Genomic DNA, 16,018 nt, shown 5'->3' on the forward strand with positions numbered 1-16,018 from the left:
AACAGCAGACTTTTTAACAAAAATCATGCAAATTTAACAAACGGGTCAAAAAACTTACTCAAGTAGGTTTTACGCATAGTTAACGACATTGTTCTGAATAAATTCTAACCGCTTATTTTTAGTGTTCACGTTGTGAATCACTTTAAAAAAGACTTGTTTTGCATTCGTTTTTCTTACTAAAGACCAACTCAGGGTTTGTTATGACAAAAAGAATTAAAATTGAAGCGTTATTAAAGAGCAGTCAGGCCAATATTGACGTGACTGTTAAAGGATGGGTAAGAACCAAAAGAGGCAACAAGAATGTGAATTTCATTGCCCTTAATGATGGCTCCACCATTAATAATCTTCAAATCGTAGCCGACCCAAATTTGATTCCTGAAGACATCCTTAAACTGGTTTCTACAGGAGCATGTATTTCCGTGAATGGAACGCTTGTAGAATCTCAGGGTGCTGGCCAGAAATTTGAAATCAATGCACAAAGCATTGAAATTCTTGGTGCTGCCGATCCAGAAAAATACCCTCTACAACCAAAAAAGCATTCCATGGAATTCTTGAGGGAAATTGCTCACTTAAGGCCACGCACAAACACTTTCGGTGCCGTATTCCGTATTCGTCATGCCATGGCCTTTGCTGTGCATAACTTCTTTAATGATAAGAAATTCTTCTATCTGCAAACCCCAATCATTACAGGATCTGATGCGGAAGGTGCTGGCGAAATGTTTCGCGTAACCACTTTAGATGCTAAGAACCCTCCATTAAAAGAAGATGGTTCGGTTGATTATAAAGAGGACTTTTTTGAAAAGGAAACCAACCTCACTGTTTCAGGTCAGCTTGAAGGTGAGTTGGGTGCATTGGCGCTTTCAGACATTTATACTTTTGGCCCAACTTTTAGAGCTGAAAACTCTAACACCACCAGACACCTTGCTGAGTTTTGGATGATTGAGCCGGAAATGGCTTTCTATGATCTTCAAGACAACATGGATTTAGCTGAAGAATTTCTAAAGTACTTAATCAATTATGCCTTAGAGAACTGTGCAGACGATCTAGCCTTTCTTGAGCAACGCTTAATTGATGAAGAAAAAAACAAGCCCGCCAACGAGAAAAGTGAAATGACTTTGACTGAAAAGTTAAGGTTTGTGGCAGGGAATGACTTTGAAAGAGTAACCTATACCGAGGCAATCGACATTCTTAGAAATTGCAATCCAAACAAGAAAAAGAAATTTCAATACTTGATTGAAGGCTGGGGCACAGATTTACAGTCGGAGCACGAGCGCTATTTGGTAGAAAAGCACTTCAAAAAGCCAGTGATCCTGACTAACTATCCAAAAGATATTAAATCATTCTATATGAGAATGAATGAAGATGGAAAAACTGTGGGCGCAATGGATATTCTATTCCCTGGGATTGGAGAAATTGTAGGCGGCTCGCAACGTGAAGAAAGGCTGGACATGCTCTTAAGCAGAATGAATGAAATGGGAGTTCCTACGAACGAAATGGAATGGTATTTAGATACCCGAAGATACGGTTCCGCACCTCATAGCGGCTTCGGACTAGGTTTTGAAAGACTAATCATATTCGTGACAGGTATGGCTAATATTAGAGACGTAATCCCTTTTCCAAGAACTCCAGGAAACGCAGAATTTTAATTGAACCAAGACTATAAATGAAAAAGGTTTGAACTTAATAAGCTCAAACCTTTTTCATGCCTCGTTACTTTTGGCAAATATCTTTTTTAAAACCTATTTCTTAGAAAAACGGATCGTCTGCTGGAACTTGGATTGATCGTCTTTTACCAAAACCAGATAATAACCTCTTGGATATGACGTAACATCTACGCGATGTTTCTTATCACCAAGGTCTTCTGAGGTCATCTCCATTTTACTACCAATAATATTTCTGATTTCAATTTTAGGCTTCTTCAAATCTAACTTAGACAAGTCAATTGTCAGAAAATCAGATGTTGGATTGGGGAAAACTTCCACTTTAACCTTTGGATCACTGTTCATCTTCAATCTGGCCATGGTCTCATTTTGAGCATTTGCCATCACCGAAAACAACATTAACGACAGAATCATTAATGTTTTTGAGATTGATATGTTTCGGTTTAAAAGATTCATCATCTAGGTAGACCCCAAAGTTACGCTTAAGGTTTAGTTAAAGTTACAGTTTTTTCAAATAAAATCACTATCCTTTACGTTGCAAAAAGCTTGCGGTAATGCACAGAGCAAATCTGATGCCATCAATGCCGTTTTTCCTACTGTATTTTCAGCGATATCGCCAGCCCACCCATGAATACAAACCCCGACTCTTGCAGAAGTCGAAGAATCAATCCCTCTTGCTATGAATGCGCTGATGATTCCTGTTAACACATCTCCACACCCAGCTGTTGCCATCCCTGAATTCCCCGTGGAATTGAAATGAATTTCACCATCTGGTGTAGCCACTACAGTATGTGCGCCTTTCAACACTATTACCAATTGCTTCTCAACGGCTATTAATTTAACTTTCTCAATTCGCTCCAATCCGTCATCACACTTTCCGAATAACCGATTAAACTCCCCAACATGGGGTGTAAGTACAGATCCTCTGGGTATTAAATTGAGCAACTCTTTATCTAATGCAATTAAATTTAAAGCATCCGCATCTATTACTAAGGGCCTGTTAAAAGATGTGAACAACTGCTTTAAAACTTCTCCAGTTTTCGGATTCATACCCAAACCAGGCCCAATTCCAACCACATCGAACTCATCAACTTTATCTATTTTAGAAACAAAGTCATGCTCTGGGTCTAAAGAAACCATGGCTTCTGGTAACGAAGTTTGCATTGGGACATATCCCACTCTTGGTATATGTACGGTAAGAAGGCCGGCTCCAGATTTAAGGGCAGCCTTAGCGCTTAAGTAAGCGGCTCCCATTTTACCCAAACTACCAGCCACAATTAGCACTCTCCCATTCTTACCCTTATGGTCGAACTTATTTCGGTCAAAAAGTGAGCAATCGATATCACTCTTTTCAAATAAAAAATAATTCGCGCTTTCTTCCTCCAAAAAACCAGCATGTAACCCAATATCTACAGCAGACCATTCCCCTACATAAAAACCAGACTCTGGAATAAGAAATGAAAGCTTTGGCGCTTGGAAAGTGATGGTCCAATCGGCCTCAATTATCTTCCCCGATAAATTCACTTTGTCGGCAAAAAGCCCTGATGGCATATCCACTGCAATGGTTTTTGACTTACTTTGATTAACCAATTGAATAACTTCCCTGGCAAGACCAGTGGCAGGCCTATTCAGACCCGAACCAAACATTGCGTCAATGATTATATCTCCATTAAGGATTAAACCGTTAGCCTGTTTGACAATATTCACCTGACTAATATCTAAGAATCTTCGATAGCTTTTGCGGCAATCTTCTGACAGTTTCAGGCCAAAATCGATCAAATTGCAGTTCACTTTCAACCCATTTTCAATCAGTAACCGCGCAATAGCAAAACCATCGCCACCATTATTCCCTGGGCCGCAGATAATATCGACCTTAGGCTTACCTTTAGTATTGGCCAAAAAAAGTTTTACAAAAGCTTCTGAGGCACGCTCCATCAAATCAATAGAGGAAATCGGCTCATTTTTAATCGTAAACAAATCCCACTTATTAATTTGTTCGGCACTTAGAACTTTGATCATTGAAATTGAAGATATGGAGTCAATTTAACAATTTGAATTGAATCAAATGAACTTACCCGATTCAAATCAGCTGGCGATTTGAATTTGCCATACTTACTTTTTGCATTCATGATCTCCTTGGTCTGCTCGTAGCTGATGTACGGATGTGCATTGATCTCTTTGAATGTGGCCAAATTGATATTGATTTGAACTGGCCTAAAAACCTCATTCACCCTAAGCTGCGAGGCAATACTTTCATAGAGTGAATCAGAAACACCAAACACCTCTCTGATTTGAGCAATACTATTAAAGCCTCCCAACAATTGTCTGAACTTCACAATTCTACTCGAATAAGTCGGGCCAATTCCTCTCAGTTTTTGAAAAGCGGTAGAATCTGCCTCATTAATATCTAAAATAAAAAACTCAGGTAGCGAAGCACTCACTTCTACTTCCTCATATAGATTCTCTTTATTTGAAGGCATCTCAAAAGACGCTCTACCTCTATTGTTCCGCTGAGGCAATTCATTTGGCAATTGAATATATTGCTCTAGTACCTGATAAAGACTATCAGGGAATCCGTAGATGCGCTTTAAATCAGACTTCACCTTAAAACTCCCACCAGCATTTATATAGTTACCAACCCGGCTAGCCAAACGTTCATCTAACCCCACTCCCATCAACTCTTTGGTGGAAGCTATATTAGGGTCAAAAGAAGTAAGCCGAATATTGATTTCTGGGATTACCTCCTTTTCAAGCTTAGGTTTCACACTATTATTCCAAAGCGCGACCAAACTATCTAATTGACTTTTGTCAGAATCGAACTCATTGTATTCAACTTCGGTTAGCCTACGGTATATACTAGGAGTAAAAAGAAGTGCAAAAATGAGTGGCGACAGAATCATAAAGCCGTTGGTTTGAGTTTTGGAGAACCCAAAGTAATTTCTAACCAAGCGTTTTAGGTTCAGCATTTAAGGGGGTTTAATTTTAATTACTTATTAATATAATAAATTCTTTCTTTCAGATTAATAAAATTAATTTTGAATAAAAAAATTAAGTAGACAGTAAGAGCAAACAACCTTGTTTAAACTCATTCTAAATAATGAAACATGATTTTGATCACTTTTTTTAGACACTCCTAGAGGCTATTTTTGCACACTAGAATTTAGAGGAAAGGCGAAAGCAATAATGCAGGGTAAATTCAGAGCCATAAGTTTGTCTTACAAAAAGGCACCAGTTGAAATCAGGGAAATCATTTCCATTGACGAGCTCACAATAAAATCTATTCTTGGTGAAATATCAGAGGTTCTGTTAGTAACAGAGGTTTTAATCCTTTCCACCTGCAACAGAACAGAAATTTATTATTCTGCCGAACAAAACATAGACCTTGAAATCATCAAATTGATCGCGATCAAAAAGGGGATTTTAAACGCAGACCTTTATATCAATTATTTCAATTCTTTCGAAAATGAAGAAGCGGTAAATCACCTTTTCAGAGTATCATTAGGACTTGAAGCCCAAGTGGTAGGTGATCTTCAGATTTCCAACCAAGTAAAAAGAGCCTATCAGTGGGCAGCAGATGCACATTTGGCTGGCCCATTTTTACACCGCTTAATGCACACCATCTTCTTTAGCAGTAAAAGGGTTGTACAAGAAACTTCATTTAGAGATGGAGCAGCAAGTGTTTCTTATGCCACTGCTGAACTTGTTCAGAATTTAGCTTCAACCATAATAGACCCTAAGGTGCTCATTTTAGGCATTGGAGAAATTGGTGCTGACGTTTGTCGCCACCTTTCTGAAACCGACCTAACCGTAGCCATTTGTAATCGCACTAAAGAAAAGGCAGAGCTGCTTGCAAAAGAGTGTAATCAAACTGTCGTTCCTTTTTCAGAACTAAAAGAAGCCATTCTGGAATATGATTTAATTATCTCTTCGGTGGCTCACAATACTCCAATCATTGATAAAGAGCTGGTTGGAGAAAAGGATAACGGTTTTAAATTCTTTGTAGACCTTTCTATTCCAAGAAGTATTAGCCCTGAAATTGGAAAACTGAGTGGTGTCACCTTATTCAATATTGATGAAATCACCGATAAAGCTTCAGCTGCTGTTGAAAAACGAAAAGCCTCTATCCCTTTAGTAGAAACCATCATTGAAGAAGCCATTGCAGAATTCAATGACTGGTCTAAGGAAATGGAAGTTTCGCCCACCATCCACAAATTAAAAAATGCTTTAGAGCAGATTCGTCAAGAAGAAATAACAAAGCACATCAAGAATGCTTCACCCGAAGTGCAAGAGTTTGCCGAACGTTTTTCCAAGAGTATCACTCAGAAGATTATCAAATTGCCAGTGATGCAACTGAAAGCTGCCTGCAAACGTGGTGATGCAGAATCCTTAATTGATGTACTCAATGACCTTTTCGATCTAGAAAATACTCCGAAAGAAAAATAATCAAGGCGAAAGTCATTCACCCTCCTTCTAATTCGCATCAAATTTTATTAAGCTTGCGTTTTGATCATTAGTATTGCGCACTTTATTCGGCTTCATCTTATCCCTTCTTCTCATTCATCCCATTTTGGGTAATGATACCTATGAGAAATTCTCAGAAAATGGGAAAACTGGACTACGCAACAGCACAACGAACCAAGTAGTCATTGAAGCCATTTATGACGATGTAGGTTGGTCCAAAGGAAGCCTTAAAACAACAAGCGGACTCATTGGTCTCAAACAAAATGAACGCTGGGCTCTGGCCAATATTGACGGCTCAAAAATAACACGCCACCTATTTTCAGAGCTTTACCCTTTTACAGACAATACTTTCATAGTTGGTGAACGAAGCCGCTTCTCCATTCTGAATGACTATGGTGCTATCAATTCAAAGGGCAATGAGGTCATTCCAACAGAATATCAATGGATTGAGCCCATTGATAATGTCCTAATTGTATCTAAGAAAACGGGAAATGAGAACCAGTTTGGTTTATTAAATAAAAACGGGAACACACTCCTTCCGCTCGAATTCAACCACATCGAAAAGGTAGACAATCAAACACTTTCCGTTCAGAACAACCAAGGGCTCTATGCGCTTTACACCCTGCAAGGCAAGGCGCTGTCGGGTTTTCGCTATGAGCTAATCCTTCGATACGATGAAAGCAGCTTCAGAGTAAAATACTATAATAAAGAAGGACTGATTGACAGAAAGGGTACATTGATAATTCCACCGGAATACAAATCCTTAAACCTCCGCAATGGCAAGGCTGAAGTTCTTCCCTTCAACAAATGGACGGTATTTGCATTAGAGTCAAGTCCTAAAACACTTGCTCATGATGACATATGGTTAATTAACAAGGATTTAATGGCCATTCAAACGAACGGAAATATGGGGATAGTTAATATTTCTAATGAAAACACTTTTGAGCATTATGTGCAAAAAATGCAGATCATACATGCTCAGTCAGAATTATTGGCAGTCAAAAAGAATGGTTTTGAAGGTGTGATCAATGCAGAAGGGAAATCGATACTCTCCTATCAATTTGACTCCATTCAATTCTTTAAATCGGTAATCTTTGCAAAATCGCGGAGAAAAGACAATCAAAATTGGATCCCTTACGACCTTACAGGGAAGCGGATTGGTATTCAGTTTTATGAAAAAGTCACAAAGAAAGAAGACGGTTCTTTCCTGGCTCTCAAAAACGAAAAAGTCGGTTTGCTAGATACTGAAGGCTATGAGCAAACCCCATTCATTTTCGATAAAATTTATGATTTTGATAATGGGCTGGCTATCGCTGAATACTTGGGAAATCAAGGCATCATTAAATCCAACGGCAACTGGTTGATTACACCATACAAAGACAGCATTCAAATGATAGATAGGCGAATTTTCTATCAGCAAGGAACAGAATATGGCGTTTATGATTTATTCGAGCAGCAAATGTTCAGAAGCATTGATCCGATAACCCCATATCAAAATGCTTTTTCAGAGCGAACAGATGACGGTTATAAAATCTATGATTTCGATGCTAATCAGCTCAGCCCAAACACTTATGACTCGGCATATCAAATAGCACCTGATTTTTTAGTGTTGAAATCCAAAAACAAATTTGAACTCCTAAGAATTTCTACCACTCAAACCTTCAAACTCGATTCAAAAACACAACAGGTTCGGGGGTACAGCGAAGGTCTAATTTCGGTAATGATGGAGAACGAATGGGGCTTTGTATCTGAACAGGGCTTATTGACCATCGCCAACCGATACCAACAAGCCAAGGAGTTTTCACAAGGACTTTTGGCCATCAGAATCAATGGAAATTGGGGTTTTATTAATACAGACGATCAAATTACAATTCAACCTACTTTTCAATCCGTTGAGTCTTTCAGGAATGGACTTTCAACAGTGAAAACCAATAATTTGTACGGTCTCATTGATCTAAATGGGATTTTTGTATTGAATGCGGTTTACAATCAGCTCACAAGAAAGCAAGGCTTTATTCTTCTTGAAAAAGACAAACAATTCGGTTTGGCAAACCATGAAGGCGTTTTAGTACGCACTCCTCAATTTGACTCAATGACGACTACGGACAACATTAACTTTATCGTCAGCCGAAATGGGAAGTATGGAGTAGTCGATATTGAAGGCCGAGATCGCGTGCCGGTTTCATTCGATGTAATCAAACAATCCGGTAATACTTTTCTGGCCATGGAAAAGCAAGCATGGATTGAAATCAAGATCAATAAGTAAAACCATTTCAACATAAAAAAACCACCCGAAGGTGGTTTCAATCAATATCTATAATAAGTCGACACTCCCCTAGCCCCTCTTAATAGAGGGGAACAGCACCGCATCAAGTTTACTCCTTAGTCTAACTCTATTATTTCACTAGAGTATTCCCTCCTTGAGGAGGGCAGGGAGGTGATTAAGACTAAAATTGGCAACTTCAGTCATTTACGATTGAAATTCAAAAAGAGTTATGACTTTTAAGCCAACTCTCTCATTCCAACCCAAGTAAATCTACCATTTACGTAACCAGGGTTCGTAAATGAAGCATTACCCGCAGGGTTTCCGCCCGTTACATGGTAATCAGAGAATGCAGCGTTTTGATTCACGAAAATACCTCCAGTCAAATTGAAAGAAACTGGCGTTGCAGCCAATGACATTTGATCAGCAATATGCTCCTTCATGGCCTCATCAGTAGTGTAAGCACCACAAGAAATAGCACCATGCTCTTCTGCCAATTCTCTGGCCAAGGCCACAGACTCTTCAGTATTTTTTGTTTTTATCAGCAATGCAATGGGTCCGAAAAGCTCCATAGCAAACTTATCCTTGTCCGCAGAACTTAGTTCGATCACCACTGGAGTTTGCGTTCTCGTAGTTGCGAAAATTGGATTTTCAATGGTTCTGGTTTCTAACCAAACTTTTCCACCCAACTCTTTGGCTGCATTTCTAGCTCTCTCACCCGTATTTGGGTTTTGAATAGCACCTAGCACAAATGGCCCAGCTTTAGGGTTATCGATCAAACCATTGGTGAAGTCAGCAAATTTTTGAGCTACCTCATCGAATGAAAATATACCATCTGGTGTTTTCACTCCGCCTTCAGGAATAAAAAAGTTTTGAGGTGCGGTACACATTTGACCAGAATACAAACATACCGAGAAGGTAATATTCTGAATCACTTTATCAATATCAACCACAGAGTCTAAAATGATTGAGTTCACACCCGTTTTCTCAGTAAACACTGCTTTTGGAAGTTTTTCCAAATAGCTGCCGAACTCAGAGTTCCCAGTAAAATCAACCAATTTCACTTTAGCATGCTCAGCCAATTCCTTTGTGATGGGCGCGCTCGGCACATCAACCGCCAGCTGACAAGCATCGGCATCAAAACCAGCATCTCTCAATGCATTTCTAATTTCAGCGACAACAATGGCCATTGGCAAAATTGCACCTGGATGTGGCTTCACCAATACCGAGTTGCCTGTAATCAAGTCGGCAAAAACACCAGGTACCGAATTCCAAGTAGGAAAGGTTGAGCAACCAATCACCAAGCCAATCCCCTTAGGCACTGCCCTCCACTCTTTATTGACCACCATGTTGTATTTACCCATTGGCTTGTCCCAAGTGGCCTTAGAAGGGAAACGACTCAATTCGTCATAACCCGCGGCAACCGCTTCTAATGCGCGGTCGGCAGCGTGTGGGCCAGAAGCCTGAAAAGCCATCATATAGCCTTGTCCTGTCGTGTGCATAGTCGCATAAGCATTCTCGAAGAAGCGCTTAGAGAAACGATCTAAAGCATCAATCAATACAGCTGCTCTATCGTCTAAGCTTACTTTTCTCCAAGAATGGAAAGCCTTTTCGGCACGATTAATTAATTCTTCAGCACTGAAGGCTGGGTATTTTGTTCCAACAGCAGCATCAAAATAAGGAGAATGCTCCTCACCTATCCATGAAGTAGCTCCTTCTTGCTGTAGTTCTTCAAAATTCTTTCTTCTTAAAGCTTTGAAAGCCTCTTTCCCATCGGCATCGGCCGTTTCGCCATAAATGGCTGGTGCTGGATGCTCAGGGTATTGTGAGTGAAACCCACGAGTGTGCAAGGCTTCTACCGCCTTATCTAGTATGTCTTTTTGTGCAGTGGTCAATCCCATAACGAACGTTTGTTTGGTCGAATTTAATGGAATGAGATGAGAAATGATAATTACCAATTATGAATGCTCGATTTCCATACATAAATTGTTTTCGTCTCGATTGCCTGTTCAATTATCTGGGTCAAAAGCAACTCACATATGAAAGCCAAACTCACCATATTATCCTTTTTAATTTGTTTACTGCAAACGGGCTGTAAAAGATATGACCTTAGCTAAATAGAAGGCAAATGGCAGGTGATTATTGATGAGGGAATCTATTACGAAAGATGGATTAGTGGAAACTCAATGATTTGGTACAACTCCGAATTTGGAATACAATTATGGAAGTTTGAGCTTGACGGAAAGAAACTATCATACTCTGAATATGATAAAGAGGAAGGCTTATTATTAGAGTCTAATTTGGAAGAAACTATTACTAGTTTAACAGATAAAAATATTACGATTGATGTCAGCACAAACCCGAGTGGTATTTCATATTCTTTGAAGAGAATAAGCACGGACAAATTCAATCCAGATTTCTCAAAGCTTGATCTACAAGAAGTTTACGAAGAAATAAAACTCAGACAATATGAATTATACAATATAAAATAAAACTTACCACTCACATCTCCATAAATCATATGAATTGATCGGATAATTAAGAAAAAACTCACTACCTTGTACCATTGGGAAGTCAATTCCCAAACTTCCTCATTCCAAATTTTATTTAGCCCGCAACAAGTAACTCTTGTAGATGTCGTGATTTTCCGACCATTTATTGACGCGACTAGATTGTATTATTTTAAAAATCGTTATCTTATTCCACGTCATTTCTACGATTACCTTTTTCAACCTTAGGTAAACAAAAGAGGAGCGTGAATAATCAATCTTAATTACTAAACAAAAAAAGCTAAACATGAAAGAATTTAAGAAGTTCCTGATCCGTGGAAACGTACTAGAAATAGCCGTGGGTTTAATTATGGCCACTTATTTTGGTGCCATCGTAAAGTCATTTGTAAATGACATATTAATGCCACCAATCGGCATCCTACTTGGTGGAGTTGACTTTTCAGAAATGAAGTTGGTCTTACAAGATGCCGTTGCAGAAACTGCGTCTAGTGCTGCCACTGCTGAAGTAGCTATTGCATACGGACTATTCATCAATACCATTATTACTTTCATAATTGTGGCTTTCGCCATTTTCATGGTAGTAAAATCGTACAACCATTTGAAAGAGAAAATGGAAAAGAAAGAAGCCGCAGCTCCTGCCGCTCCAGCTGCACCTTCTAAAGAAGAAGTGCTTTTGACTGAAATCAGAGATCTATTAAAAAAATAAAACAACCACTATTCATTCTAAAATGCCGCTTTTTGCTTTTGCAGAGGCGGCATTTTTTATGCGTCTCTGCTGACTGAATTATACGTTTCCCTAAAAATACTTGAAGGTTGAATTTCGGTCAGACATATCGGCATGCAATAAATACTTAATGAAAATTAACCCTAGCCTCTCTTCCAGAACTTATTGCCCAAAATTTTACTCAACACTTTAGACCTTAGATTTGGAGCAATGGTTATTCGGGTCTCCCCTATTTTTATCAGGTTTCCATCTATTGCATTCACCTTATTTTTAGCAATTATAAATGACCTTTGTACCCTTACAAACAGATGTGATGGAAGTAAGTTTTCAATTTGCTTTAAAGAGATAAGTGTGACCAAACTGGACTGGTCTTTCAAATGAATTTTGATGTAATCTTTCATCCCTTCAATGTAAAGCACATCTTCCATCAACACTTTGGTAATTACTCTGTCGACTTTGACATAAAAAGCTTCCTCTGATGCGTTGTTTAAGTTCTGAAGCTGTTTGTACGCCTTGTCAACGGCCTTATAAAACCTTTCAAAGGAAACTGGTTTGACTAAATAGTCAACTGCATCCAACTCATAACTTTCCGAAGCAAACTCTCTATAAGCTGTAATGAAAATTATCAACGGCTTAGGTTTCAAAGACTCCACTAATTCCAAACCCGAAACCTTAGGCATGTTAATATCAATGAACATCAGGTCAACAGCTTGATCTTTTAAAAAAACTTCAGCCTCAGAGGCATTCTTAAATTCTCCCTGCCAATCGAGCCAGCCAACTCTATCTATATAGTCTTTAATCCCCTCTCTCGCCAAAGGTTCGTCATCAACAACAATGCAATTAAACTTCATCTAGCTTGAGAATTAAGTGGACACTAAAAAGATTTTCAGTTTGACCAATTGTCAATTCATGTCTTTCTGGGTAGATCAGTTCCAGTCTTCTTTTCACATTAGCAATTCCAACCCCAAGGACATTACCTTGCTTTTTTCCAGCAACGATAGAGTTGGAGCAGGTAAAATCCATTCTACGCTCCATCACACTCATTCTAATTTCGATCATTACTCTTCCATTTTCTACATTATCGCCATGCTTAAAAGCATTTTCGACAAAATTCAAAAATAACATGGGAGATATAACCAAGTCACTCAATTTACCATTCACCTTCCATTTTACCTCCATTTGATTTTCAAATCTCATTTTCTGAAGATGTATGTAATTACTCAGGTTGTCAATTTCGTTCTTAAGCGGAATTACTTCATTATTGACCTCATAGATTTGGTGGCTCAACAAATCAGAAAATCTTTCTAGGGTTTGCCGCGCCAAATCTTGATCTTTTTTAATCAACACATGTACTGTGTTTAGGGCATTGAAAAGAAAGTGAGGATTGATTTGTCCTTTCAATAGATCTAACTCGGCCTGTAATTTTTGTGTTTCTAATTCTCTTAACTTCCTCTCTTTAATATACCATTCATTGATGAAAAACAGACATGTAGAGAGGCCATATACGACTAAAAAATCAGACGCAGTATTGGCCACTCCCCCAGCGGAATAAAAAAAAACACTTGTTCCAACATCCACAGAAAGGTAGTACGAGGCATAGGTCTGGGCTGTGCCATATGAGATAGCCATAACCAAGACTATTATTGACAACACATAAATCAACTTTAGCTTCTTTAATAAAAGTCTCGGTAACAACAAAAACAGATTTAGATAAACTCCTATGGAGTACCAAGCAGTGCCAATTAAATTACCATCAAGTGTATCCCAAAAAGTTGGGGCATAGGCCATGTCCCTAACCCCCCAAATGATAATATAAAGAAGCCAAAACAAAAGGTTCAGGCCTATAAGTTTCCAATTAATAGTCATTCGTATCGTAAGGCTTCTACTGGATTACCGTGAGCCGCCTTAAATGATTTAAAACTCATAGTAATAAATGCAATGAGCGCTAGAACTATTCCTGCCAACAAAAAATACCACACTTCCATTTGTATTTGGTAGGCAAAATTCTCTAGCCATTTCTTCATAACAATATATGTGATACCGCAAGCGATTACAAACGAGATCAAAATGAGTTGCATATATCCTCTGGACATTAGGAGCACAATATTACTAACACTAGCGCCAAGGACTTTTCGAATACCTATTTCTTTTCTCATCTGAGTAGCCAGGAGCGTTGTCATAGCAAACAAGCCAAGACATGCGAGCAAAATGCTAATGGTGCTAAACGTTAAAAACACTTCCCCTAGCTGTTTTTCTGCCCTGTACATTTTGTCAACAGTATCGTCAAGGAAAAAATAATCAAAGTCCGCAGTCGGAGCATAATCAGACCATTCCTTCTCAATCAAACGCATTGCTTGCATAAGGTTCCCAGCCTCTAGTTTTACAGACAACAAGCCTTGCATATAGGGTTCTGATTTAGGTATTATCGAAATGACTACTGGATCGACCTCATTATGAAGTGAAACAAAATTGAAATCTTTTACCACTCCTATTACGGTACCCTGATGGATAACCCCAAAGGAACCATCAGGATTAAGGCTTCCTAGATTCAGCTTTTTATTCAGTGCGTCACCCGTCCAGCCAAGTTTTGCCGCAGCCGTTTCGTTCAGTAAATATGCTATTGAATCGGTTGTAAGTTTATTATTGAACACGCGTCCATCTACAATTTCAAAACCATAAAGTTGAGCAAAATCCAGATCGGTCTCCAGTCTCATAAAAACCATGTTGTTTTCAACTGACTGACCGTCTGCCAAAACATTATAATCGTAGAAGCCTTGATAGCCAGGAACTCTGGCCGAAACAGCTGTACCAACCACCTGCGGTAACTGATTAAGCCTATCTTTGAATGTCTTGATTGCGTTTTGCTCTCGTGTCTCTCGCACTTGCAAAACGACCATCTGTTCTTTGTCAAAACCCAAAGACTTGTTTCTGAGATAATCGAGCTGGAAATAAATAATAAAGGTAGATATGATTAAGGCTGAAGAAATAACGAACTGAAATGTGATGAGGACCTTCTTAACCCCTGCTGTAAACTTACTTTGCTTTGCCACTTTACCCTTGAGTATGGCTGAAGGGGAAAAGCCCGAAAGGAATAATGCTGGATAAAGCCCTGAAATAACACCTACCACAACAGCAATAATCAATAATGCACCAAAAACCACAGGTATATCTGCGGTTTGTATTTGTAATGCCTTTTCAGATAAATTATTAAACCCCGGTATGGCGAGCATAAATAGACCAAAAGCAATGATTGCCGACACAATAGTAATCAAGATAGACTCACTCAAGTATTGAACTATCAGTTGCTCTCTCATAGCTCCAAACACCTTTCTAACCCCAACTTCACCCGAACGGTTGATTGACCTAGCAAGAGATAAGTTCATGAAATTGACACAAGCTATTGCCAAAATTAGAAAGGCCGTTGTGGTCATTACAAAGAGGTAAGTGACATTGGTCGTTTTACCAAGTTCATTAGAGTAGTTATTGCTCGTATGTATATCTTCCAAAGGTTGAAGTTTGTACCCCCGCTGTTCGGCCACGGCTTCACCAAGGTATTTTTTCATCATACCTGGAAACTTACTCTCAATACTTTCAATATCGGTATTCGATGAAGTTTTGGCATAGGTATACATTGGTGGCCAATACCAGTTGTTAAACATCCACCCTCCGTCAATCTGCTTTAGACTTATAAAAGACCCTAAAAAATCAAATTGAAGATGCGAGTTATGAGGTACATCTTGAACAATTCCTGTCACCTTAAAAGGATAGGCTTCATTAATCATTAAAATCTTACCTATAGCATCCTCTTCTCCAAAATACTTAGTGGCCATTGATTCAGTCAGCACAAGTGAAAAAGGTTCAGCTAGAGCAGTATTCGGATCACCTTGTAGTAGTTTAAAATCAAATACTTGCCAGAAAGTAGAGTCGGCAAAAGCAAAATCATTTTCCTGAAATTTCATTTGAGGTCCATTACTTATTTTCAACGGCTCAATGTGCACCCTGACAAATGGCCCAATTTCTGGTATATCTGTTTGTAGAGCAGGGCCAATGGCACTAAAAGCATTGGCCAGTAATGTTTCTCCATCGTCTGAATAATTAACCTCTGTTACTCGGTAAATACTTTTGTAGTCTTTGTGAAACTTATCGTAAGAAGATTCATCCTTGACATAAAACAGGATAAGTAAAAAGCAGGCCATACCCACCGACAGTCCGACAATATTAATGACCGAATACCCTCTACTTTTCAGAAGGCTTCGCCATGCTGTTTTGAAATAGTTTTTAAACATAACTTTGACACTTTGAATTTTGAAAACACCCTTTTTACATAAAAAAACTGAATCACTCAACCTTAAATCTTCACTGGAGAAGAAGGTCGTTGAAACATTTTTCGTTGCGATAA

Annotated in this window: 12 protein-coding genes; 5 read left to right on the top strand and 7 right to left on the bottom strand. The window is 38.8% G+C overall.

Annotated features, from left to right (window positions below; all coding sequences use genetic code 11):
• Positions 1-200 precede the first annotated feature (200 nt).
• Positions 201-1,646: an asparagine--tRNA ligase gene (gene asnS, locus AWN68_RS08190; RefSeq protein WP_068413896.1), complete on the top strand. Its 1,446-nt coding sequence runs from the start codon at positions 201-203 to the stop codon at positions 1,644-1,646.
• A 93-nt stretch (positions 1,647-1,739) separates the two neighbouring features.
• On the opposite strand, the gene AWN68_RS08195 is transcribed toward asnS, so the two are convergent.
• The 3 genes from AWN68_RS08195 to AWN68_RS08205 form a co-directional block, all read right to left on the bottom strand.
• Positions 1,740-2,075: a T9SS type A sorting domain-containing protein gene (locus AWN68_RS08195; protein WP_157716133.1), complete on the bottom strand. Its 336-nt coding sequence runs from the start codon at positions 2,073-2,075 to the stop codon at positions 1,740-1,742.
• 96 nt (positions 2,076-2,171) lie between these two features.
• The gene (locus AWN68_RS08200; RefSeq protein ID WP_068413901.1) at positions 2,172-3,680 is read right to left on the bottom strand and encodes a bifunctional ADP-dependent NAD(P)H-hydrate dehydratase/NAD(P)H-hydrate epimerase; all 1,509 of its coding nucleotides are present in this window, start codon (positions 3,678-3,680) and stop codon (positions 2,172-2,174) included.
• Positions 3,677-4,627 (bottom strand): ComEA family DNA-binding protein, encoded by a 951-nt coding sequence (locus tag AWN68_RS08205; protein ID WP_068413904.1) that lies wholly within the window; start codon positions 4,625-4,627, stop codon positions 3,677-3,679. The genes AWN68_RS08200 and AWN68_RS08205 overlap by 4 nt, the downstream gene beginning before the upstream one ends.
• A 217-nt stretch (positions 4,628-4,844) precedes the next feature.
• Here AWN68_RS08205 and hemA point away from each other — a divergent pair, with 217 nt between their 5' ends.
• Together hemA and AWN68_RS08215 are read left to right on the top strand one after the other, a co-directional pair.
• The gene (gene hemA / locus AWN68_RS08210; protein WP_068413906.1) at positions 4,845-6,104 is read left to right on the top strand and encodes a glutamyl-tRNA reductase; all 1,260 of its coding nucleotides are present in this window, start codon (positions 4,845-4,847) and stop codon (positions 6,102-6,104) included.
• A gap of 73 nt (positions 6,105-6,177) precedes the next feature.
• Positions 6,178-8,388, top strand: a complete 2,211-nt coding sequence (locus AWN68_RS08215) for a WG repeat-containing protein (RefSeq protein WP_068413907.1) — start codon at positions 6,178-6,180, stop codon at positions 8,386-8,388.
• Positions 8,389-8,624: 236 nt separating this feature from the next.
• On the opposite strand, the gene paaN is transcribed toward AWN68_RS08215, so the two are convergent.
• Positions 8,625-10,286: a phenylacetic acid degradation protein PaaN gene (paaN, locus tag AWN68_RS08220; protein WP_068413909.1), complete on the bottom strand. Its 1,662-nt coding sequence runs from the start codon at positions 10,284-10,286 to the stop codon at positions 8,625-8,627.
• 234 nt (positions 10,287-10,520) lie between these two features.
• Between paaN and AWN68_RS08225 the strand changes: the two genes are divergently transcribed.
• Together AWN68_RS08225 and mscL are read left to right on the top strand one after the other, a co-directional pair.
• Positions 10,521-10,877, top strand: a complete 357-nt coding sequence (locus AWN68_RS08225) for a hypothetical protein (RefSeq protein WP_068413914.1) — start codon at positions 10,521-10,523, stop codon at positions 10,875-10,877.
• Positions 10,878-11,181: 304 nt separating this feature from the next.
• Complete coding sequence (mscL, locus tag AWN68_RS08230; RefSeq protein ID WP_068413915.1) at positions 11,182-11,601, top strand: large-conductance mechanosensitive channel protein MscL; 420 nt, start codon at positions 11,182-11,184, stop codon at positions 11,599-11,601.
• A gap of 161 nt (positions 11,602-11,762) precedes the next feature.
• Here mscL and AWN68_RS08235 read toward each other — a convergent pair whose 3' ends face one another.
• The 3 genes from AWN68_RS08235 to AWN68_RS08245 all read right to left on the bottom strand — a co-directional run bounded on the left by AWN68_RS08235 (position 11,763) and on the right by AWN68_RS08245 (position 15,905).
• Positions 11,763-12,470: a LytR/AlgR family response regulator transcription factor gene (locus AWN68_RS08235; RefSeq protein WP_068413916.1), complete on the bottom strand. Its 708-nt coding sequence runs from the start codon at positions 12,468-12,470 to the stop codon at positions 11,763-11,765.
• Entirely contained in the window at positions 12,460-13,248 is a 789-nt protein-coding gene (locus AWN68_RS08240; RefSeq protein WP_157716134.1) for a sensor histidine kinase, read from the bottom strand. The genes AWN68_RS08235 and AWN68_RS08240 overlap by 11 nt, the downstream gene beginning before the upstream one ends.
• A gap of 233 nt (positions 13,249-13,481) precedes the next feature.
• A complete protein-coding gene (locus AWN68_RS08245) occupies positions 13,482-15,905 on the bottom strand; it encodes an ABC transporter permease (protein ID WP_068413922.1) in 2,424 nt (807 codons plus the stop codon).
• Positions 15,906-16,018 lie beyond the last annotated feature (113 nt).

It is taken from the genome of Roseivirga echinicomitans (genome assembly GCF_001592935.1).
GTDB classification, from domain to species: Bacteria; Bacteroidota; Bacteroidia; order Cytophagales; family Cyclobacteriaceae; genus Roseivirga; species Roseivirga echinicomitans.